The sequence below is a fragment of the Nonomuraea deserti genome (genome assembly GCF_004348685.1).
Taxonomy (GTDB): Bacteria; Actinomycetota; Actinomycetes; order Streptosporangiales; family Streptosporangiaceae; genus Nonomuraea; species Nonomuraea deserti.
In genome coordinates this window covers 1-18,617 of the sequence record NZ_SMKO01000208.1, presented here as the reverse complement: position 1 = coordinate 18,617, position 18,617 = coordinate 1, and the positions used below count along the sequence as shown (strand labels likewise).

Genomic DNA, 18,617 nt, shown 5'->3' with positions numbered 1-18,617 from the left:
GACATGCTGGGCATGGTCGTCTCGACCGGGGTGGGGGGCGGGCTCATCCTGAACGGCAGGCTGGTGAACGGCAGGACGGGCAACGCCGGGCACATCGGGCACGTGGTGGTCGAGCCGGTAGGCGGGCCGCGCTGCGGCTGCGGCGGCCACGGTTGCCTGGAGGCCGTCGCCCGCGGCCCCGCCCTCACCGACTGGGCCCTGGCCCAGGGCTGGACCCCCAGAGCCGCCGCGACGGGCGAACCGTCGCAAGAAGAACAAGGCGGAGGCACGCCACCCGGCGGGGATGCACGGCGAGCTGGTGGGGGCGTCTCGCGTGCTGGTGATGCGGAGCCCCGTGGGGAAGTGTCCCGGTCCGGCGGGGGCGTGCCGCGAGCTGGTGGGGACGTGCCGCGTCCTGGAGGCGGGGCGGTGTGGGACTCCGGGACGGCTTATCGGGAGGATCGGCCCGTTACTGGCAGGGCGCTGGCGGCCGACGCGCTGGCCGGGGACCCGGTCGCGCTGCGGGCGATGAGCCGGGCCGGGCGCGCGATCGGCATCGCCATCGCCTCCGCGACCCACCTGTGCGATCTGGACCTCGTCACCATCGGCGGCGGGTTGTCCCAGGCCGGCGAGCCGCTGTTCGGCCCTCTCAACGAGGCGCTGCGCGAGCACGCCAGGGTGGAGTTCGCTCGCCGGGTCGAGGTCGTGCCCGCCGCCCTCGGCCAGGAGGCCGGATTGGTGGGCGCCGCCGCGCTGATCATCGAGGACGACAGCTACTGGAGCGTCTGACGTGCCGAGTCCCCGGCGTGAATGCCGGGGACTCGACACGTGCCGCCCTGGGAGGCGCGTCTCAACCTGGGCACGGCCTGGCGGGCGGCGGCCAGCGTCCGTTCGCCGTCCGGGCGCCGCTCAGCCGCCGTTCGCCGCCGCGGCGGGCGGGGTCACCCGGTCGTGGAGTCCAGGACGGGCCCCTGGTCCTTGCCGGGAGCCTCGGTCCTGGTCACGAGCCCGCGCTCGTCGTTCCGCTGCTTACCCGTCATGGTGTCGCCGGCGGGCGGGAGGGGCATGGAGGTCGCCTCGCACGGCGCCACGGCCCCCTTGACTACCTCCAGCCGGCTGGCGACCGGAGGCCTGTCGTCGCCGTCCTCGGCCTTGGTGAAGGCCAGGACGAGCGTCTGGCCCGCCGGCACCTGCCCCTTCTCGATCGTGAACGCGATGCCGTCGCCCTCCTTGCGGATGCTCGCCGCGAACTCGCCCCCCAACGACCCGTGCGCCCCGCGGGGCTCCTTGCAGGTCTGCCCGAACGGCAGGTAGTCGACCACGGCCGTCACCCCGGCGTCGGCGAGCTCGGACTGCAGCCCCGCCGGGTCGCTCAGCTCGTTGATCTGGACGTTCACCCGGCCGTCCGCGGCCTTGGTCACCGCGTGGGCCGGGCTGCCGGTGAGCCCGGTCAGCATCACCACGGCGGTGGCGGCCGCCGCGGCCCCCGCCAACGCGGCGGACGTGCCCGCGAGACGCTTACGGGATCCGCGCCGGACCGGTGTCACTGTCGTCATGTCGTCCTCCGCCGTCCTTGTCGTGATCTCTTCCTTGAGTGCACTGAGAAGGCGCTCTTCGAAGGTGCTCATGCGTGTCCTTCCAGGTACACGGTCGATGGCGAAGCGACGTTTTCCAGGGCACGTCTGGCCCGATGCAGTCTGACGCGTGCGGTCACCTGCCTGATGCCCAGCGCCTTGGCCGCCTCGGTGACCGTGAGCTGGTCGATCACCACGAGCTCCAGCACCGCGCGCTCGCCCTCCGGCAGGCCGCGTATGGCCTCCAGCGCGCTGCGCGTCCGGCGTTCGGCGTCGATCCGCTCCTCCATCCGAACGAGATCGTCGTCGTCCATCAGCCGGCGGCCCGCGACGCGGCCGGCCGCCCGCGCCTCTCTGGCCGCCTTGCGATGTTGTGCAGACACGACGTTGCGCGCGACGCCGTACAGCCATGCGATCTCGCTGCCCCTCTCGGGCACGTAGGCGTGCTCGAGGGTCGCCAGGAAGATGTCCGCCGTCAGGTCGGCGGCGAGGTGAGGATCGCTCACCCGCCGGACCACGAACTTCATGACGGCATCGACGTGGCGGCGATAGAAGGCCTCAAAGGCCGCAGGGTCTTCGTTGAGGCGCACTGGCCTCGCTCCCTTCGTCGTTCGCCCTTACATCCGTACTTGGGCGGAGCGACGAGAAGCGTTTCCCCGCGGGCTCGGGGTCAGGCGGGGCGGCGGGGTTGGTAGAGCCAGGCGGCGAAGAGGGGTTTGAGGTCCTTGCCCGACATCCGCTCGGCCAGCTCGATGAACTTCTCCGTGGTGACGTGTCCGTAGCGGTTGTCGGCGGCCCACGACTTGAGCAGCCTGAAGAACGTGTCGTCGCCGACGGCCCGGCGCAGGGCGTGCAGCGTCATGCCGCCGCGGGTGTAGACGGACTGGTTGAACAGGTCGTCGGGCTTGGCCCGCCCCGGCGGGTATTTCCACATCGGGTCGCCGGCGGGGCGGCTGTGATGGTCCTTGAAGATCGCGTCGGCCGTCTTCTTGCCCTTGTGCTCGGACCACAGCCACTCGGCGTAGGTGGCGAAACCCTCGTTGAGCCAGAGGTCCTTCCAGCGGCGGATGGTCAGGCTGTTGCCGAACCACTGGTGGGCCAGCTCATGGGCGATGATGCCCTCGTCGGGGTCGAAGCCGCCGTAGAGCGGCTTGGTCTGGTTCTCCAGCGCGTAGCCGGCGGCGTAGTCGTCGACCACGCCGCCGGTCGAGGCGAACGGGTAGGGGCCGAAGACCGTGGACCAGTAGTCGGTGATCTCGCCGGAGGTCTTGTAGAGCTTGTCGAGCGAGGAGGCGAACCGGGGGTCGGCGGCGGCGAGGTTGGGCACGCCCGCCGGCGTGCTGCCCTTGCGCAGCTTGAACTTGCCCATCGTGGCCGTCGCCAGGTAGGTGGCCATCGGATGGCGCTCGCTCCACCGGTAGGTGGTCCTGCCGCCGGACGTCGCGGGCTCGCCGGTCAGCTCGCCGTTGGCCAGCGCGGTGACCCCGGCGGGCACGGTGATCGTGAACGCGAACGTGGCCTTGTCGGACGGGTGGTCGTTGCTGGGGAACCAGGTCTTGGAGCCGTTGGGCTCGGAGGCCACGAACGCGCCGTCGGCGGTCGGGATGAACCCGAACGTGCCGAGGTTGGTGGTGCTCGTGGCCGGTTGCGGCCGGCCGGAGTAGCGGACGCTGACGGTGAACGTGGCGCGGTCGTCGATCGGCTCGGCCGGCCGCACGGTCAGCTCGCCGCCCTGGTGGGTGAACCTGGCGGGGGAGCCGTCGACCGTGACCTGGCTCACGTCGAGCCCGAGCAGGTCGAGGTTGAAGCTCGACAGGCCCTGGGTGGCGCCGGCCTTGATGGTGGCCACGCCGTCCAGCCGCCTGGTCGCGGGGGTGTAGTCGATGGCGAGGTCGTAGTGGCGGACGTCGTAGCCGCCGTTGCCGTCGTCGGGGAAGTCGGTGTCGCCGATGCCGGACGCGCCCGGCCGGTGCGCGGCCGCCGCCGGCGCGTCCGCGGGCGAGCAGGCCAGGAGGCTGGCGAACGCCGCCAGCAGTGCGATCGCGCGCCTGTGTTGTCGCATGGGCGAACGAACCCCCTTCGCATCGTGACGAGAATCCTACGGTGAGTCAGGCGAGGACGACGACCGTCCTCGCGACCTTGTCGTGGATCGCCTGCTTCCGGGGGTCGAAGAGGATCCAGCCGAGGTCGAGGAGGAGGCCGACGCAGCAGGCCCAGGCGAGTGCGCTCATCACGGCTTGCCTGATCGCGGCCTGTCCCACGCCTATCTTGGCCCCGTTCTCCTGCACGACCCGGATACCGAACACCTTCTTGCCCAGCGTCTGACCATTCCAGAAGGCATGCAGGAGCCAGAAGTAGAGGAAAGCCACGAGTCCGGCGGCGAAGGTGTGCTCCACCGGGTAGCGCTCCCAGCCGCCCCTGGCGCCGTTCCAGGCGTATTCCCAGCTCGTCCAGGTGAAGGGGGCGGTGGCGACGTTGACGATGAGCCAGTCGAGAAGGCCGGCGAACAGCCGCCGCCACCGTCCCGCCAGCCCCGGTGGTGGCGATCCCATCAGATTCTCCCGAGGGGACCGTCGCCACCTTCAGGCGACGGGGGAGTCGGGAGCGAGAGGGCCGCCAAGGCCTGAGCGTGTTCTGACCTGTCTGGTCTGCGCGTCACGGATGTCCTCCCTGGCTTTGTCGACACTAGCCGATATCGTGGTGCTGGCATTACGGAACGTGATGGGAGGTGGGTGTGCGCAGGTCGTTCACGTTTCTGCTGCGCCCCACCGTCCGGCAGGCGGCGGCGCTGGCAGCGTGCCTGGAGGACCACCGCACGCTGTACAACGCCGCCCTCGAGCACCGCCGCACCGCCTACGCCAAGGCGGGCGTGAGCGTCCGGTACGGCGAGCAGTCGGCCGAGCTGAAACACATCCGCGCCGACGACCCCGCCGGGCAGGGCCGCTGGTCGTTCTCGTCCCAGCAGTCCACTCTGCGACGACTGGACAAGGCCTTCCGCGGATTCTTCGACCGCGTGAAGGCCGCACGCACGCCGGGCTTCCCCCGGTTCAAGGGGCGCGGCTGGTTCGACACCGTCGAGTGGCCCAAGGACGGCGACGGCTGCCGGTGGAACTCCCAGCCCGAACACCCCACCGCCACCTACGTCCGGCTCCAGGGCATCGGGCACGTTCGCGTCCACCAACACCGGCCGGTCAGCGGCCGGGTGAAGACGATCAGCGTCAAGCGCGAGGGCTCCCGCTGGTTCGTGGCGCTGTCGTGCGACGATGTGCCCGCCGAACCCCTGCCCGCCACCGGTGCGGCCGCCGGGATCGACATGGGGGTGGCCGCTCTTGTCACCACCTCCGACGGTGGCCGGGTGGCCCATGCGCGCCACCTCGCCGCCACCGCCGACCGTCTCGCGGACGCTCAGCGCGACCTGGCCCGCAAGAAACGCGGGTCCAGGCGCCGCCGGAAGCAGGTGGCCCGCCTCGCCGCCCTGCACGGCAAGGTGCGCCGCCAGCGCCTCGACCACGCCCACAAGGCCGCCAATACGCTGGTCGGTGACTACGACGTGATCGTGCACGAGGATTTGCGGATCGCCAGCATGACCCGTTCGTCGTCCGGCACGATCGAGACGCCCGGCCGTAACGTCGCGCAGAAGTCCGGCTTGAACCGAAGCATCCTGGACGCGGGTTGGGGGGTGTTCCTGACGATCCTCGCGCACAAGGCTGAAAGCGCCGGTCGCAAGCTGATCGCAGTGAACCCCCGCAATACCTCCCGCACCTGCGCCCGCTGCGGGCACTGTGCGAAAGAGAACCGCGTCACCCAAGCCGACTTCGCCTGCGCGGCGTGCGGGCACACCGCACACGCTGATGTAAACGCGGCGACCAACATCTTGAGGGCAGGGCTTGCCCTTCGCCAGGCTGCACAAGCGGCTTAGCGAGAAGCCGCGCCCTTCAGGGAGCGGAGGAGTCACGAAGTCCTGATGGCCGCCACCGGGTCGGGACAAACTAAAGGTTGCCCCTGCGTTCCTGTTCGCGTTCGATGGCCTCGAAGAGCGCCTTGAAGTTGCCCTTGCCGAATCCGAGCGAGCCGTGCCGCTCGATGAGCTCGAAGAAGACCGTGGGCCGGTCCTGCACGGGCTTGGTGAAGATCTGCAGCAGGTAGCCGTCCTCGTCGCGGTCCACGAGGATCCCGCGCTTCTTCAGCTCCTCGATCGGCGCCCGCACCTCGCCGATGCGCGCCCGCAGCTCGGGGTCGTCGTAGTAGGAGGCGGGCGTGTCGAGGAACTGCACGCCGGCGGCCCGCATGTGGTCGACCGTCGTGAGGATGTCGTTGGTGGCCAGCGCGATGTGCTGCACCCCTGGGCCGCGGTAGAACTCCAGATATTCGTCGATCTGCGACTTCTTGCGGCTGACGGCCGGCTCGTTCAGCGGGAACTTGACCTTGCGCGTGCCGTCGGCGACGACCTTGGACATGAGCGCCGAGTATTCGGTGGCGATGTCGTCGCCGATGAACTCCGCCATGTTCGTGAAGCCCATGACCTTGCGGTAGAACTCCACCCACGCGTCCATCTTGCCCAGCTCGACGTTGCCGACGCAGTGGTCGACGGCCTGGAACAGCCGCCCGCCCTTGGTCGCGGGCGGCGCCACCAGGGGCTCGGCCGGGGCGTAGCCGGGCAGGTAGGGGCCGCCGTAGTTGGACCTGTCGACCAGCGTGTGCCGCGTCTCGCCGTAGGTGGCGACGGCCGCGAGCAGCACCTTGCCGTGCTCGTCCTCCAACGTGTACGGCTCCGCCAGCCCTTTCGCCCCCTGGGCGACGGCGTGGGCGTAGGCCGCCTCCACGTCGGGCACCTGGATGGCCAGGTCGATCACCCCGTCGCCGTGCTCGGCGACGTGCCGCGCCATGTCGGTGCCGGGCCTGATCGAGGCCCGGAACTCGAACGTGGCGCTCCCCGAGGTCAGCACGTACGCGGCCACGTCGGGGCTGCCGTTCTCCGGCCCCCGGTAGGCCACCAGTTTCATGCCGAACGCGGTCGAGTAGTAGTGGGCCGCCTGCTTGGCGTTGCCGACGGCGAACACCACGGCGTCCATGCCGTTGACCGGAAAGACATCATTCATAGCTCCAACTCTCGATATTCCTAGACGAGTTGCGCAAGAGTTACCTCGTACGGTGGACAATATGCCTAGCATCCATGCCTGATGTCCGGTAAATCTGTACAGCATGACGATCGATGACCTGGACGCCCGACTGATCGCCCTCCTGACGGCCGAGCCCCGACTGGGCGTGCTCGAATGCTCGCGACGGCTCGGCGTGGCGCGTGGCACGGTCCAGGCCCGGCTGGACCGGCTGGTCGCCCGGGGCGTGGTCACCGGGTTCGGGCCCGACGTCTCTCCGGCGGCGCTCGGATATGACGTGACGGCGTTCGTCAGCATGGAGATCAGGCAGGTCGCGGGGCACGACCCCGTGGCCGACCGGCTCGCCCGCATCCCCGAAGTCCTGGAGGTGCACACGATCACCGGCGACAGCGACCTGCTCTGCCGCGTGGTGGCGCGGACCAACGCCGATCTGCAGCGCGTCATCGATCAGATCGTCGATGTTCACGGCGTGCTCAGGACTAATTCGATCATCGCCCTTGACACCCCGGTTCCCTACCGAGTGTTGCCATTGGTCGCCGATGTTCCGCGGCATGGGGTGCGCTAGCCGTACTATCGCTGGGGGACGAGGCACCGCCATCGATCGTTTAACCTTGGCATTCGCCCTGCTTACGGGGGTCGGGCGGCACGTGACCGAGGGGGTCTGAGGGTGCGGAGCGGTGGTGGAAACGGGATGCGAAAACGGCGGATTCTCCGACTTCTGGCCATTTCTTTCGGCGCGGCAATCCTCGTACTTGTCGGACTTTTCGCGATCGCATGGGCGATGACGCCAATTCCCGACAGCACCCAGAAACAGGCCACCGCACAGGGCTCAGTGATCTATTACCGCGACGGTAAGACCGTGCTCGCCCGGCAGGGCGTCGACCGCAAGAAGGTCGAGCTGGCCCAGGTGCCCGGACACGTACGCGACGCGGTCATCGCCGCCGAGAACCGCTCGTTCTACGAAGACGCCGGCGTCTCGGTCAAGGGCACCGCCAGGGCCGTCTGGTCGACCGTCACCGGGCAGCAGCTCCAGGGCGGCTCGACGATCACCCAGCAGCTCGTGCGCAACTATTACAGCGGGCTCAGCCAGGAACGTTCCGTCACCCGCAAGTTCAAAGAGATCCTCATCGCCATGAAGGTCGACCAGTCCAAGCCGAAGGACTGGGTGCTGGAGCAATATCTCAACACGATCTACTTCGGCCGGGGCGCGAACGGCGTCCAGTCGGCCGCCCGGGCCTACTTCGGCAAGGACGTCGGCGAGCTGAGCGTGGCCGAGGGCGCCTACCTCGCCTCCGTCATCCAGCAGCCCAGCCGCTTCGCCGCGCCCACGGGCTCCGACCTCGTCGCCGCCAGGGCCCGCTGGAAGTCGGTGATCGACGCGATGGGGCAGACCGGCGCGCTCACGGCCCAGCAGGTGGCCGCCCAGCGGTTCCCCGACCTCAAGGAGCCGAAGAAGCCGTTCGAGCTCAAGGGCCAGGCCCAGTACATGCTGGAGCAGGTCACCGCCGAGCTCAACCGGCGCGGCTACAGCGACGAGGACATCAACTCCGGCGGGCTAAAGATCGTCAGCACGTTCGACAAGAAGCTCATGCAGGCGGCCAGGCGGGCGGTCAGGAACGCGCTGCCCGACGCCACGCCGGAGAAGGTGCGCACCGGGCTGGCGGCCGTCGACCCCAGGACGGGCGAGGTCGTCGCCTTCTACGGCGGCAGGCCCTCCCAGTCGGCCTACTACGACAGCGCGTTCTCGGCCAAGGTGATGGCCGGCTCGACGTTCAAGCCGTACACCCTGGCGGCCGCCCTGGACAACGGGTTCGACCTGTCCACCCGGGTCGACGGCAACTCGCCGCTGCAGGTCGCCTCGGCGTCCAAGCCGATCCCCAACGACAGCGGGCGCTCGTACGGCCAGATCAACCTGATCGCCGCCACCCAGAACTCCGTCAACACCGCGTTCGTGGACCTCGGCCAGAAGGTGGGCCTCGACAAGGTCGCCGAGGTCGCCGAGGCGGCCGGCATCCCCGCATCCCAGCTCGACCGGCACAAGACCGCCGCGTCGTTCCCGCTCGGCGTGGCCTCGGTCAGCGCCGTCCAGAACGCCTCCGGGTTCTCCACGTTCGCCAACGAGGGCGTGCACATGGAGGCCCACGTGGTCAGGTCCGTCACCGACGCCGAGGGCCGCGAGGAGGTCGTCAAGCCGGCCTCGACCCGGGTGGTCGGCGAGCAGGCCGCCGCCGACACCACGTACGCGATGCAGCAGGTCGTGAAGTACGGCACCGGCGCCGCGGCCAGGCTCTACGACCGTCCGGTGGCCGGCAAGACGGGCACCACGGACAAGTCGAAGTCGGTCTGGTTCAACGGCTTCACCCCGCAGCTCGCGGTGGCGGTCAACATGTTCCGCGACGACAACGCCACCGTCACCATCCCCGGCTACGGCACGCAGTTCGGCGGCCAGCTGCCGGCGCAGATCTGGCGGGCGTTCATGACCGAGGCGATGGAGGGCAAGCCGGTCGAGGAGTTCCCCGAGCCGTCCGACCTCGGCTACGACTACGGCTACTCGGCGCCCACCGACGACGGTGACGTGCCCGAGCAGGAGGACACGCCTCCGGTGAGCCCCGACGACGGGGGCACGCCCGAGCCGGAGATCACCGCGCCGCCGCTCACCGACGACCCGTCCGCCACGGGGGAGCCCGACGACGACCGGCAGGAGAGCCGGCAGGACGAGCCGTCCGACGACCCGCCCGCGCTGCTGCCCGAGCAGCCCTTGGGACGCCAGGACGACGCCCCCGCCGACCGGGGCGCCCGCTCCGACGACCGCGGCGGCCGCTCACCCGCCGGCTAGCGCCAGCGCCCGGCGTCCGGCAGGTGACGGGGTCATCCGGCCAGCTCGGCCCGGAGGTCCTCGACCGTGGTGACGGGCATCCGGCAGGTGAAGCCCCGGCACACGTAGGCCGCGGGCGCCTCGCCGACCGGCTGCCGCCCCTCCAGCAGCGCGGGGTACGCCTGCCTGGGCACGAGCGGATCGCCGGAGCCGCGGTCGCCGTCGCCGGGCCCGAGCGCGACCACCACGCCCGGCACGTCGGCGAGCAGCGCCGCGCGGTGCAGCGCGGCCGTGCGCGGGTCGTCGGGCGGCCCGACGACGGCCACCTCGACGGGCCCGTCGAGCGCCGCGCGCGCCACCGCCAGCCCCCAGCCGGCGAACCGGGCATGCTTGCCCGCCAGCACGGACACGGTGCCGAGGGCGGCGTGGGCGGCCTCCCGGTGCCTGGTGGAGCCGGTCAGCGCCCCGTAGGAGAGCAGCGCGCCCGCCGCGGCGTACTGGCCTGAGGGGGTGGCGTTGTCGGTCGGGTCCTGAGGGCGCTGGAACAGCCGCTCCGCGTCGTCGGCCGTGTCGTAGAAGCCTCCGGCGCCGTCGGCGAAGCCGTCGAGCACGGTGTCGAGCAGCGTGCCGGCCAGCCGGAGCCATCGGGCCTCGCCGGTGACGCCGTACAGCGTGATCAGCCCTTCTGCCACGTTGGCGTAGTCGTCGAGCACCCCGTCGTTCGTGCCGGCGCGGCCGTCGCGCGAGGTGCGCAGCAGCCTGCCGTCCACCAGGTGGGCGCCGGCGAGCAGGCCGGCCGCATCGGTGGCGGCGGCGACGAGCTCCGGCCGCTCGAACACCAGGCCGGTCTCCGCCAGCGCGGCGATGGCCAGGCCGTTCCACGAGGCCACGACCTTGTCGTCGCGGCCCGGGCGCACGCGCCGTTCCCTGGCGGCCAGCAGCCGCTCGCGGACGCTCGCGTAGCGGGCTGGGTCGTCGGGGTCGTCCGGCAACTGCAGCACGGACGTGCCGTGCTCGAACGTGCCGGTCACGTCGAACAGCTCGGTGGCCCACCGGCCGTCGTCGTCGCCGAGCACGGCGCGCAGCTCCTCGGGCGTCCAGACGTAGAACTTGCCCTCCACGCCCTCGCTGTCGGCGTCGAGCGCCGAGGCGAACCCGCCCTCGGGCGTGCGCATCTCGCGCAGCAGCCAGTCTGCCGTCTCCAGCGCGACCCGCTCGGCGAGCTCGCCGCCGCCCGCCTTCCACCAGTGGGTGTAGACGCGCAGCAGCAGGGCGTTGTCGTAGAGCATCTTCTCGAAGTGCGGCACGACCCACGCGGCGTCCACGCTGTAGCGGGCGAACCCGCCGCCGAGCTGGTCGTACATGCCGCCGCGGGCCATGGCCTCCAGGGTCTTCCCGCTCATCTCGCGCTCTCCGGAGCGCAGCAGGAACTCCAGCACCATGGACGGCGGGAACTTGGGCGCCCCGCCGAACCCGCCCTCGGCGGCGTCGAAGGTCTCCCGCAGGTTGGCGATCGCGCGGTCGAGCGTGTCGGCGCCGGGCAGCGGCCCGCTGGGCAGCGTGGTCTGCGTGTTGAGCGCCTCCACCACCTTCGCGCCCTGCCGCAGCACGGTCTCCTTGTCGCCCGTCCACACGTTGTGCACCTCGGTGAGCAGGCGCTGGAACTGGTGGCGCGGGAAATAGGTGCCGCAGTAGAACGGGTGCCCGTCCGGTGTCGCGAACACCGTCATCGGCCAGCCGCCCTGGTGCGTCATGGCCTGCGTGGCGCCCATGTAGACGGCGTCGACGTCGGGCCGCTCCTCGCGGTCGACCTTGATGTTGACGAAGTGCTCGTTCATGAGCCGTGCGGTCGCGGCGTCCTCGAAGCTCTCATGGGCCATGACGTGACACCAGTGGCACGCCGAATAACCCACGCTGATGAGCAGCGGCACGTCGCGGCGCCTGGCCTCCGCGAACGCCTCCTCGCCCCACGGATGCCAGTCGACGGGGTTGTCCGCGTGCTGGAGCAGGTAGGGGCTCGTCGCGTCTTTCAAGCGGTTCATCACGACCTCCAACTCCCCACCCTAGACGCCGTCATGAACGAAGATCCTGACCAGGCCCGGCCCGCCCGGGCTGACTGGCACGGTGGTGACGGCGTAGGTTACGGATGGTGGATATGGACGTGGACATGGATTTCGTCTGCACGCAAGCGGGCCGCCCGGTGACCGCCCTCACGCGCAGAGACGTGGCACGGGCGCTGCTGGCCGTGCCCTCGGGGGTGGCGCTGGTGGCGCTGCCCGACCTGCGGCGCGCGATGATGTCGGCGGGCAACCCGCTCTCCCGTCCGTTCTGGGAGTCCGCCAAGGCCACGCTCCGGTCGATCGAGTCCGGCGTGGCCACCGTGGGCGACGTCCAGCGCTGGATCGAGTCCACCGGCACCGAGCCGATCCTCATGACGCCCAGCTACTTCGTCTGGCCCGAGGAGAACGAGCGCGGGCCCGTGGCGGCCGAGATGTTCGCCCGCCTGGTGGCCTTCCTGGAGGAGCGGGTCGTGTCGGGGGAGATCGACCCCGACGTGCTGGCCGCGGGCGACCCTGAGGCCCGCAGGGCCTATGAGGAGCTGCAGGAACACTGGCTGAGCACGCCGCTGCCCGACGGCAGGGTGCCCGGCCTCGCGGTCAGCGACGAGCAGGACGAGGAGCTGTTCTCGGCCTGGGACGAGGAGGAGGCCTTCGCGCTGTCCGAGCTGCGGCGCATCATCGCGGGCCTGCCCAGGCAGCCCGACCTGCCCGCCGACGAGCTGGAGGCGGCCGCCGTACGCCTGCGCGCGCTGCTCGCCCTGCCCGGCTATCCCGCCAACGTGCTGCGGGCCTGCGCCGGGTTCGAGGAGCAGCCGATGCCCGACGACGACCGGGACCTGTGGCTGACCGTGGCGGCGGGCATCGTGGGCCCCGTCTCCGACCTGCTGGAGAACGGCGACCTGCTGGAGGAGTTCGTCGATCTCGACGGGGAGATCGGCATGGAGGACGCGACGCTGGCCCATCTCCACGCCATCCAGTGCGCCGACTGGCTGGCCGGGGTGGCGGCGCTGGCCAGGCTCGGGCCGGGGGTGCTGGCCTCGCCCGAGCGGATCGCCCGGCTCATCGCCGAGTCGGAGGACATCGACGTCGACGAGCAGGACGGCGACGACCTCGGCGCCACCGAGGGGTTGTTCGCGCCGGTGGTGAGCCTGTGGGGCTATCTCGGCATCGTCGACGAGGACGACGTGCTCACCCCGCTGGGCTGGTGGGGGCTGCCGAAGGCGCTCGAACGCGCCTGGTCGCCCGCCGAGTGAGGCTCAGCGGGCGTCGGTGATGTCCTGGAACTCGGGGTGGCGCTCGATGTACCGGGCGACGTAGGTGCAGAGCGGCACGAGGCGCAGGCCGGTGTCGGCGCTCATCCGCAGCGCGTGGCCGACCAGCTTGCCGGCCAGCCCCTGCCCCTGGAACTCCGGCAGCACCTCGGTGTGCTTGAAAACAATCTTGGTGGGCAGCAGGCGGTAGTCGGCGAACCCGGCGACCTTGCCGTCCACGTGGATCTCGAAGCGGCTCTCCGTCGGGTTGTCGACCACGTCCACCGGCATCTACTCGGCCTTCTTCTCGGTGATGTCGCCTTCGTGCGGCACCTGGATCTTCGTCATCTGTTTGTTCATCGACTTGATCAGAAAATAGAGCGCCAGCCCGATGAGGGCCACGACGGCGAAGCCGAGCACACCCGGACTCACATCACCAGCTGCTAGTACGGTCACGTATCCAGTCTGCCACCGGCCCCCCATGCTCCGGTCAGTGGCAGGCGGGAGAGACGTCGTCGGCGTGGATGCCCGCGAACAGGTCGTCCTCGGGCAGCCCGGTGTCGACGAGCGAGCGCGCCAGGTGGTAGTCCTCGGTCGGCCAGATCTCCTGCTGCAGCTCGCGCGGGCAGACGAACCAGAAGCCGTCGGGGTCGACCTGGGTGGCGTGCGCCAGCAGGGCCTCGTCGCGGATCTGGAAGTAGTCGCCGCACGGCACCCGCGTGGTCACCGGCCACTTGGCGGGGCGGTCTTCCCAGCGGGAGATCCAGTCGGCGTAGGGGGAGCCGAGGCCGCGCTCGGTCATCGCCTCGTGCAGCGCCTCGAAGCGCTCCTTGGTGAACCCCATGTGGTAGTAGAGCTTCAGCGGCTGCCACGGGTCGCCGGCGCCGGGATAGCGGTCGGGGTCGCCGGCCGCCTCGAACGCCTCGACGGAGACCTTGTTGGTCATGATGTGGTCGGGGTGGGGGTAGCCACCGTCGTCGTCGTACGTGATGATCACGTGCGGCCTGAAGTCGCGTACGGCCGCCACCAGCGGGGCGGCGGCGTCCTCCAGCTTCTGCACGGCGAAGCAGCCCTCGGGCAGCTCCTCCTCTTCGTTCTCCGGCAGGCCGGAGTCGACGAAGCCCATGAAACGCTGCTCGACGCCGAGGATCTCGCGTGCCCGCTCCATCTCGGCCCTGCGGACCTCTCCGATGTTGGCAACGATCTCAGGGCGGTCCATCTTGGGGTTGAGCACTGACCCGCGTTCGCCGCCGGTGAGCGTGCACACCAGCACGTCGACCCCTTCACGCACGTAGCGCGCCATCGTGGCGGCGCCCTTGCTCGACTCGTCATCGGGGTGGGCGTGGACGGCCATCAACCTCAACGGTGCACTCACGGGCGGGATCTCCTCAACGGACCGGTCAGTCGCCCAGAGAGGTTAGTTTCTGCTGGGCGGTCGCGAGGGCACTCCCCCCGCGGGCGACAATTGTCTCGGATAACGCTGAGGGAGTGCAGGGAGATTCCGCCATGGCCACCAGAGATGTCGAGAACGGACCCGTTCTCGGCACACCCGACGACTTCCCCGATCGTCCGAGGCGGAGGGGGCGGCTCGTCGTGCACCTCGTGATCGGCGTGCTGGTGGCCATCATCGCCGGTGGATGGGGCTACGTGATGTGGTCGATGACGGCGGGCGGCTCGGGTGCGCCGTCGCAGGTCGTGACGTTCAACGTGGAGGGGCCGACCCGCGCCGAGATCACCTTTGAGGTGTACAAGCCAGACGATAGAGTGGCCGTCTGCCGCCTCAGGGCGCTGGATGTCAATCACGGGGAAGTCGGCAGCAAGGAAGTAAGAATCCCGGCTGGTGAGGGTAGTAAGCAGCTCAAGGAGAGCCTCGACACCAGCGGTCAGGCCACTTCCGTCCACATCCAGTACTGCAATCTCGTATAGTGAGACATTTGGGGAAGCGTTGGAGCGACTGACTTGTTAGCCTTTCGCAATTCAACCGTACGTAACCTCAAGTGACCTCAGGGCCCCCTAGGCAAGCAAGGAGAACCCGTGGCCGACTCTCGCGATGAGAACGTCACATGGCTGACGCAGGAGGCGTACGACCGCCTGAAGGCGGAGTACGAGTATCTCTCGGGCCCCGGGCGCGTCGACATCGCCAAGAAGATCGAGGCCGCCCGGGAGGAGGGTGACCTGCGCGAGAACGGCGGCTACCACGCCGCCAAGGACGAGCAGGGCAAGATGGAGGCCCGCATCTTCCATCTCCGCCAGATCCTCGACAATGCCCAGGTCGGAGAGGCTCCCAAGGCCGAGGGCGTGGTGGGCCCCGGCATGACCGTCACCATCAGGTTCGTCGGTGACGACGACGAGGTGACCTTCCTGCTCGCCTCCCGCGAGGAGAGCGGAGCGCCTATCGACGTCTACTCGCCCAAGTCCCCGCTCGGGGCGGCGATCAACGGCAAGAAGATCGGTGAGAAGGCGACCTACGCACTGCCCAACGGGCGCCAGAACACCGTCGAGATCCTCGAGGCTGTGCCGTACATCGGCAACTGACTCCCATGGACAATGACCGCCGGGCCCACGTTGGCCCGGCGGACTTTTCGCATTCGTCCGGAATTCGGCAGGACCTCAGCTTCCTGGTCAAGTCGCGTAAGCGGCGTGACACGTACAAACTGGTGCCGTTCATCGTGGTGGCGCTGGTCGCGGTGCTGACCGCTGACGTGCTGCTGCTCGTACAGTTCCAGGAGGGGCCCGCCGGCGTGCGGGCCGAGCCGGAGCAGACGCTCATGGCCCAGCAGCGGCCCCAGCCCCGCCGATCCCTGCAGCAGCCACCGCCGGCGACGACCGTCCAGCCGGTGGCGCCGCTGAGCAAACTGCACAAGCCCAACCTGTTCGTGCTCTCCCGCAAGCCGTTCACGCGGGAGCAGTTAGAGAAGGTGGCCAAGGTGCGCGGCGTGCGGGCGCTCGAGTTGGCCGACGCGGCGTCCGTCACGCTCGACGGCAAGCGGGTGCAGACGCTCGCGGTCGACCCGTCCACGTTCCGGGCCTTCACCCCCAAGGTGACCGCCGCCTCCGACGCGCTGTGGCAGAACGTCGCCGCCGGAGACGTGGCGGTGTCGTTCGTCCTGGGCAACGACGGCGGGCTCTCGCTGCACCGCCGGGTGGCGGGCCCGGCGGGGCCGCTGCGCATCGGCGCCTACGCCACCACCGGTTTCGGCGCGGTCGACGCGGTCGTGTCCAAGGACGTCGGCCGTACCCTGGGGCTGCCGCACGACAACGCGCTCATCGTCAGCGCCCCCAAGACCAATTCCGCCGTGCTGCGCGACAGGATCCTCGCCAAGCTGCCCAAGGGCACGCAGGCGGTCATGGTCAACCCGGTCCTGCCGCCGCCGCAGAAGGTCAAGCAGAACTGGCCGGCCGGTTCGTTCATGACGGGTGAGCAGCTCACGGCCGCGCTGAAGGCGGCCGTGTCCAAGCTCGGCAGGCCCTACGTGTGGGGCGCCGAGGGGCCTGACACCTTCGACTGCTCCGGCCTGGTCCAGTGGGCCTACGCGCAGGCGGGGGTGCGGATGCCGCGGGTGACCCACCAGCAGTGGGTGACGGGGCCGCAGGTGCCGCTGTCGCAGGCGCAGCCCGGTGACCTGCTCTTCTGGCGCAACGACCCGACCAACCCCGCCTACATCTCCCACGTGGCGATCTACTGGGGCGGCGGGAAGATGTTGCACGCGCCCCGCACGGGCGACGTGGTCAAGATCGTCCCGGTGAGCAGGCGCAATCTCGCCGGGGTCGTCCGGGTCAGCCCCGTCGCCGCGTCCAGGGTCCGCTAGACCTTCCCTTGGCGCGCAGTCCTTCGTACCCGTGGGTGCGATCTTCTGAATAGCGATGTAATGATGATTACATGGCTACAGATGACGTGACGGCACAGATTCACGGCTGGTTCGCCGGAAGGCTGCCCGGCGAGTGGTTCACCGGCGCGCCCGAGATCGTCAGGGACCGCGAGGAGATCGCGGTGCTCGGCCGGCTGCCCGACCCGCCGGGCGACGTTCCTGAGGCCGAGCGGTCCGCCCTGATCGACGGGCTGGCCAGACGTTTCAGGGAGGAGACGCGCGAGCGCCGCATCGAGATCGCCAGGGAGGCCGAGCGCAAGTTCCGCCAGAAGGTCTCCTGGGGGGTGGTCTGCGGTGACGAGACTGTGATGTTCACCACACTCTCCGTGCCCGTGATGACCCGCCTGCGCCAGTCGGAGCGGCGCGTGCTCGACACGCTGGTGGCCGCCGGCGTGGCCAGGAGTCGCAGCGACGCGCTCGCCTGGTGCGTACGCCTGGTCGGCAAGAACGCCGACACGTGGCTGAGCGATCTGCGTGACGCGCTCCAGCACGTCGACCGGGTTCGCTCCGAAGGGCCCAACGTCAATTCCTAGAGCACCCAGCGGAAACGGCCGGCGGAATGGACTAAACCACTTGGGAAATTGGTTTAGACCAACTGAATTGGACTGGACCACTGCCGGAAATTGCTTCTTTTAAATCCGTTCCCGTTGGGTAGGCTCCCCCAATCGTCAGGGTCGCTGCCTGCGGCGACGGTGGTGCCGACAGGTCTATGCCAATTGGCTTTCCAGCCGTCCCGTCGTTGATGATGACTGGGCCCTGAGAGAGTGGAGGAGTCACCGTCGTGTCCGTTTCCGTGGAAGTGCCCGCACCGACCAGCAATAGAGAATTGGCCGCGTGGGTAAAGGAGATCGCTGCCCTGACCCAGCCTGACCGCATCGAGTGGTGCGACGGGTCAGAGGAGGAGTGGACGCGCGTCACCAACCTCCTCGTCGAGCAGGGGACGTTCACACGCCTGGCCGCCAGGCCCAACAGTTTCTACGCCAAGTCCGATCCGAGTGACGTGGCCAGGGTCGAGGACCGCACGTACATCTGCTCGGAGCGCGAGGAGGACGCCGGGCCCACGAACAACTGGATCGCGCCCGGCGAGATGCGCGAGACGTTCGGCGAGCTGTTCAAGGGCTGCATGCGCGGCCGCACGATGTACGTCGTGCCCTTCTGCATGGGCCCGCTGGGCGGGGAGATCTCCCAGCTCGGCGTCGAGATCACCGACTCCCCGTACGTCGCCGTGTCCATGCGCGTCATGACCCGCATGGGCGACAGGGCGCTCCGGCTCATCGAGGAGCGCGGGCAGGGTTCGTTCGTCAAGGCCGTGCACTCCGTCGGCGCGCCGCTGGAGCCCGGCCAGGAGGACGTGCCGTGGCCGTGCAGCTCCACCAAGTACATCAGCCACTTCCCCGAGACCCGCGAGATCTGGTCCTACGGCTCCGGCTACGGCGGCAACGCCCTGCTCGGCAAGAAGTGCTACGCGCTGCGCATCGCCAGCGCCATGGCCCGCGACGAGGGCTGGCTGGCCGAGCACATGCTCATCCTCAAGCTGACCCCGCCGTCGGGCGAGGTCCGCTACATCGCCGCCGCCTTCCCGAGCGCCTGCGGCAAGACCAACCTCGCCATGCTCCAGCCCACGATCCCCGGCTGGAAGGTCGAGACGATCGGCGACGACATCGCCTGGATGCGCTTCGGCGAGGACGGCCGCCTCCACGCGATCAACCCGGAGGCGGGCTTCTTCGGCGTCGCGCCCGGCACCGGCGAGGTGACCAACGCCAACGCGGTCAGGACGCTCTGGGGCAACAGCATCTTCACCAACGTCGCCCTAACCGACGACGGCGACGTGTGGTGGGAGGGCCTGACCGAGGAGCCGCCCGCCCACCTGACCGACTGGAAGGGCCGCTCATGGACGCCTGACAGCGACGAGCCCGCCGCCCACCCGAACGCCCGCTTCACCTGTCTCTTATA

General features: G+C 69.7%; 19 protein-coding genes. 10 read left to right on the top strand and 9 right to left on the bottom strand.

The window, feature by feature from the left end:
• Positions 1 to 768, top strand: a 768-nt coding sequence (locus E1292_RS42820; RefSeq protein WP_132605201.1) for an ROK family protein, incomplete at its 5' end; no start/stop codon positions are given.
• Positions 769 to 920: 152 nt separating this feature from the next.
• On the opposite strand, the gene E1292_RS42815 is transcribed toward E1292_RS42820, so the two are convergent.
• From E1292_RS42815 to E1292_RS42800, 4 genes are all read right to left on the bottom strand, one after another.
• Positions 921 to 1,535 (bottom strand): hypothetical protein, encoded by a 615-nt coding sequence (locus E1292_RS42815; protein ID WP_132605199.1) that lies wholly within the window; start codon positions 1,533 to 1,535, stop codon positions 921 to 923.
• 68 nt (positions 1,536 to 1,603) lie between these two features.
• The gene (locus E1292_RS42810) at positions 1,604 to 2,143 is read right to left on the bottom strand and encodes an RNA polymerase sigma factor (protein ID WP_132605197.1); all 540 of its coding nucleotides are present in this window, start codon (positions 2,141 to 2,143) and stop codon (positions 1,604 to 1,606) included.
• A gap of 80 nt (positions 2,144 to 2,223) precedes the next feature.
• On the bottom strand, positions 2,224 to 3,615 hold the full coding sequence (locus tag E1292_RS42805; RefSeq protein WP_132605195.1) for a M1 family metallopeptidase: 1,392 nt from the start codon (positions 3,613 to 3,615) through the stop codon (positions 2,224 to 2,226).
• A 46-nt stretch (positions 3,616 to 3,661) separates the two neighbouring features.
• Positions 3,662 to 4,105, bottom strand: coding sequence for an RDD family protein (locus E1292_RS42800; RefSeq protein WP_132605193.1), 444 nt, complete (start codon positions 4,103 to 4,105; stop codon positions 3,662 to 3,664).
• A gap of 182 nt (positions 4,106 to 4,287) precedes the next feature.
• On the opposite strand from E1292_RS42800, the gene E1292_RS42795 reads away from it, so the two are divergent.
• Complete coding sequence (locus tag E1292_RS42795; protein ID WP_246090729.1) at positions 4,288 to 5,472, top strand: RNA-guided endonuclease InsQ/TnpB family protein; 1,185 nt, start codon at positions 4,288 to 4,290, stop codon at positions 5,470 to 5,472.
• A gap of 70 nt (positions 5,473 to 5,542) precedes the next feature.
• Here E1292_RS42795 and hppD read toward each other — a convergent pair whose 3' ends face one another.
• Entirely contained in the window at positions 5,543 to 6,652 is a 1,110-nt protein-coding gene (gene hppD, locus E1292_RS42790) for a 4-hydroxyphenylpyruvate dioxygenase (RefSeq protein ID WP_132605189.1), read from the bottom strand.
• A 103-nt stretch (positions 6,653 to 6,755) separates the two neighbouring features.
• On the opposite strand from hppD, the gene E1292_RS42785 reads away from it, so the two are divergent.
• Complete coding sequence (locus E1292_RS42785) at positions 6,756 to 7,235, top strand: Lrp/AsnC family transcriptional regulator (RefSeq protein WP_132517738.1); 480 nt, start codon at positions 6,756 to 6,758, stop codon at positions 7,233 to 7,235.
• 216 nt (positions 7,236 to 7,451) lie between these two features.
• Positions 7,452 to 9,506, top strand: a complete 2,055-nt coding sequence (locus E1292_RS42780) for a transglycosylase domain-containing protein (protein ID WP_246090728.1) — start codon at positions 7,452 to 7,454, stop codon at positions 9,504 to 9,506.
• A 32-nt stretch (positions 9,507 to 9,538) separates the two neighbouring features.
• Here the strand turns inward: E1292_RS42780 and E1292_RS42775 are convergent, their stop codons facing one another.
• Entirely contained in the window at positions 9,539 to 11,527 is a 1,989-nt protein-coding gene (locus E1292_RS42775; RefSeq protein ID WP_220447332.1) for a thioredoxin domain-containing protein, read from the bottom strand.
• 125 nt (positions 11,528 to 11,652) lie between these two features.
• On the opposite strand from E1292_RS42775, the gene E1292_RS42770 reads away from it, so the two are divergent.
• On the top strand, positions 11,653 to 12,798 hold the full coding sequence (locus E1292_RS42770; protein WP_132605185.1) for a hypothetical protein: 1,146 nt from the start codon (positions 11,653 to 11,655) through the stop codon (positions 12,796 to 12,798).
• A gap of 3 nt (positions 12,799 to 12,801) precedes the next feature.
• Here E1292_RS42770 and E1292_RS42765 read toward each other — a convergent pair whose 3' ends face one another.
• From E1292_RS42765 to mca, 3 genes are read right to left on the bottom strand one after another with little or no spacing between them, the layout of a single operon-like run.
• A complete protein-coding gene (locus tag E1292_RS42765; RefSeq protein WP_132605183.1) occupies positions 12,802 to 13,086 on the bottom strand; it encodes a GNAT family N-acetyltransferase in 285 nt (94 codons plus the stop codon).
• Entirely contained in the window at positions 13,087 to 13,251 is a 165-nt protein-coding gene (locus tag E1292_RS51825; protein ID WP_165975028.1) for a hypothetical protein, read from the bottom strand.
• Positions 13,252 to 13,285: 34 nt separating this feature from the next.
• Positions 13,286 to 14,170 (bottom strand): mycothiol conjugate amidase Mca, encoded by an 885-nt coding sequence (mca, locus tag E1292_RS42760; protein ID WP_132605181.1) that lies wholly within the window; start codon positions 14,168 to 14,170, stop codon positions 13,286 to 13,288.
• 131 nt (positions 14,171 to 14,301) lie between these two features.
• On the opposite strand from mca, the gene E1292_RS42755 reads away from it, so the two are divergent.
• The 5 genes from E1292_RS42755 to E1292_RS42735 all read left to right on the top strand — a co-directional run.
• Positions 14,302 to 14,721, top strand: a complete 420-nt coding sequence (locus E1292_RS42755; RefSeq protein WP_132605179.1) for a DUF4307 domain-containing protein — start codon at positions 14,302 to 14,304, stop codon at positions 14,719 to 14,721.
• 108 nt (positions 14,722 to 14,829) lie between these two features.
• Entirely contained in the window at positions 14,830 to 15,330 is a 501-nt protein-coding gene (gene greA / locus E1292_RS42750) for a transcription elongation factor GreA (protein ID WP_132328896.1), read from the top strand.
• A gap of 122 nt (positions 15,331 to 15,452) precedes the next feature.
• A complete protein-coding gene (locus tag E1292_RS42745) occupies positions 15,453 to 16,604 on the top strand; it encodes a C40 family peptidase (RefSeq protein ID WP_246090727.1) in 1,152 nt (383 codons plus the stop codon).
• 71 nt (positions 16,605 to 16,675) lie between these two features.
• Complete coding sequence (gene abmR / locus E1292_RS42740; RefSeq protein WP_132605175.1) at positions 16,676 to 17,197, top strand: ATP-binding transcription factor AbmR; 522 nt, start codon at positions 16,676 to 16,678, stop codon at positions 17,195 to 17,197.
• Between the two features lie 248 nt (positions 17,198 to 17,445).
• Positions 17,446 to 18,617 (top strand): phosphoenolpyruvate carboxykinase (GTP) (locus E1292_RS42735; protein WP_132605173.1); only part of this gene is annotated, 1,172 nt, incomplete at its 3' end.

Bases quoted from the DNA above. Each gene is read 5' to 3' on its own strand.
- E1292_RS42805 (WP_132605195.1), bottom strand. From the start codon at position 3,615: ATGCGACAACACAGGCGCGCGATCGCACTGCTGGCGGCGTTCGCCAGC.
- E1292_RS42800 (WP_132605193.1), bottom strand. From the start codon at position 4,105: ATGGGATCGCCACCACCGGGGCTGGCGGGACGGTGGCGGCGGCTGTTC.
- abmR (WP_132605175.1), top strand. From the start codon at position 16,676: ATGGCTACAGATGACGTGACGGCACAGATTCACGGCTGGTTCGCCGGA.
- E1292_RS42770 (WP_132605185.1), top strand. From the start codon at position 11,653: ATGGATTTCGTCTGCACGCAAGCGGGCCGCCCGGTGACCGCCCTCACG.
- hppD (WP_132605189.1), bottom strand. From the start codon at position 6,652: ATGAATGATGTCTTTCCGGTCAACGGCATGGACGCCGTGGTGTTCGCC.
- E1292_RS42785 (WP_132517738.1), top strand. From the start codon at position 6,756: ATGACGATCGATGACCTGGACGCCCGACTGATCGCCCTCCTGACGGCC.
- E1292_RS42765 (WP_132605183.1), bottom strand. From the start codon at position 13,086: ATGCCGGTGGACGTGGTCGACAACCCGACGGAGAGCCGCTTCGAGATC.
- E1292_RS42780 (WP_246090728.1), top strand. From the start codon at position 7,452: ATGACGCCAATTCCCGACAGCACCCAGAAACAGGCCACCGCACAGGGC.
- E1292_RS42775 (WP_220447332.1), bottom strand. From the start codon at position 11,527: ATGAACCGCTTGAAAGACGCGACGAGCCCCTACCTGCTCCAGCACGCG.
- E1292_RS42755 (WP_132605179.1), top strand. From the start codon at position 14,302: ATGGCCACCAGAGATGTCGAGAACGGACCCGTTCTCGGCACACCCGAC.
- E1292_RS42815 (WP_132605199.1), bottom strand. From the start codon at position 1,535: ATGACGACAGTGACACCGGTCCGGCGCGGATCCCGTAAGCGTCTCGCG.